The organism is Limnospira sp. PMC 289.06, from assembly GCF_032350395.1.
GTDB classification, from domain to species: domain Bacteria; phylum Cyanobacteriota; class Cyanobacteriia; order Cyanobacteriales; family Microcoleaceae; genus Limnospira; species Limnospira platensis.
The window spans coordinates 1-915 of the sequence record NZ_JARPLC010000369.1 but is presented as its reverse complement, the minus strand read 5'-3'; the positions used below and the strand labels follow the sequence as shown (position 1 = coordinate 915).

At 45.5% G+C, this 915-nt stretch carries 2 protein-coding genes; both read right to left on the bottom strand.

Annotated elements, in window-relative coordinates:
- Positions 1 to 25: 25 nt before the first annotated feature.
- Positions 26 to 250 (bottom strand): reverse transcriptase domain-containing protein, encoded by a 225-nt coding sequence (locus P5674_RS25250; RefSeq protein ID WP_014276174.1) that lies wholly within the window; start codon positions 248 to 250, stop codon positions 26 to 28.
- A complete protein-coding gene (locus P5674_RS25245) occupies positions 210 to 623 on the bottom strand; it encodes a reverse transcriptase N-terminal domain-containing protein (RefSeq protein ID WP_315643351.1) in 414 nt (137 codons plus the stop codon). The genes P5674_RS25250 and P5674_RS25245 overlap by 41 nt, the downstream gene beginning before the upstream one ends.
- Positions 624 to 915 lie beyond the last annotated feature (292 nt).

Here is a 915-nt window from a genome sequence, read left to right as displayed (position 1 = left end):
GGTAGTTATTTCGGGCATTTCAGCCCTATTTCATACCCGAACGTCTCGCACCCGCGTCAAGCACGTAGTATTTACCTTTGTTGATACTCAGGTAAATTCTGGCTATTGCGTCTTGGGTTGACCGTCCTGGACGGAACCCGTAGCTTGTATCTTCAAATCTCGATTCCCATTCAGGTTCGAGTGCCGACTTAACCAAGGCTTGCCTTGCTCTATCTTGGATTGTAGGAATTCCTATTCCAGCTTTTTTCATCCCTACCAGGTTTTGGTATCCATACTCTCCTAAGTGCTTTTGCTTTAAGATTTCCTTTGATTTTCTCGGTCAGTTCAAACCTTTGCTTAGGAGAAATTGTAATAACTCCATCTACTCCAGCTGTTCTCTTTCCTTGATTGTCTTGGGTCACTCGCCGCACTGCTAAGAGTCGGGCATAATATGATTTCACCAATAGACGTTGCCACCTTCTTACCTTTGCGTCCTGTCCCGATTTAGCTGCTTGAAATATACTCTTTTGGAGCTTGAAAACTTTCCGTTGAACCTTAGTCCATGGGATTGCCTTCCATGCGTTGTTCGTAGTCTTGATTGGTTTTGGTTTCCCAAACCCTTTCTTTAAACTCGCTATCGCCATTTGTACACCTACTAGACTCTATTCTTACAATCAAACCGTGACCCGTTAGCATATCCCTACCATTACAGTCGGGCGTTGGCTTCTGGTCACATCTTACCCCCTCAAAGAGTTAGGGGTCGAGAGTGAAGTCACCTTCCCGAACTCCCATTCAGAACCGTGCTTGATAGTTTCCCATCACACGGCTCCTGGTGTGGATACCCTATTTGTCAAAGGAGCAGAATCAACAGACCTGCTTTCTACTTCGATGTTCAGAGCTATATGCAGCACGTAGTCTTTAAACTCGTCCTCGCCA